Source organism: Treponema endosymbiont of Eucomonympha sp., from assembly GCF_001028545.1.
Window position 1 is genome coordinate 1 of the sequence record NZ_BBPW01000554.1, and the last position, 483, is coordinate 483.

Below are 483 nucleotides of genomic sequence, written 5' to 3' on the forward strand. Positions count from 1 at the left end.
GTGGGGGGCGGAGTGGGCGGGGTCGTCGCGGTTTACATAGTAGCCGTGTATCTGTTTGGCCGGGTCAGGTTCTTCCAGGGCGCGCTCCGGAACGCGGGTGGCGTGAAGCCCGGCGTTGGGCGAAAGTTTCGCGCCCCACGCTGTTTCAAACTTAGCCTGAACCGCGGGGCTGGCGACGGACTGATAGCACGTATACACATTCGGCAAAGCGCCCATATCGCAGGCGCCTTGTACGTTGTTCTGTCCGCGCACGGGGGCGACACCGGTAGACGGACGCCCGAAGTTTCCCGTAATAAGCAAAATGGCGCAGATGCCTTTTATAACGTCCGTTCCATGGGTAAAATGCGTGAAGCCCATTACCCACATAACGACCGAGTTGCGGGATTGTTGCAAAGACCGAGCCGATTTTCGTATATAATTGGTATTTCACCCGCAAATAGCTCCTGCATATTCCGGCTTCTAATTGAAGCGAACGTCCTTGAA

General features: G+C 56.3%; 1 pseudogene. It reads right to left on the minus strand.

Annotated features, from left to right (window positions below):
* Positions 1-357: pseudogene (locus AWU74_RS08025) on the minus strand (molybdopterin-dependent oxidoreductase); the annotation flags it as partial.
* Positions 358-483: the final 126 nt, after the last annotated feature.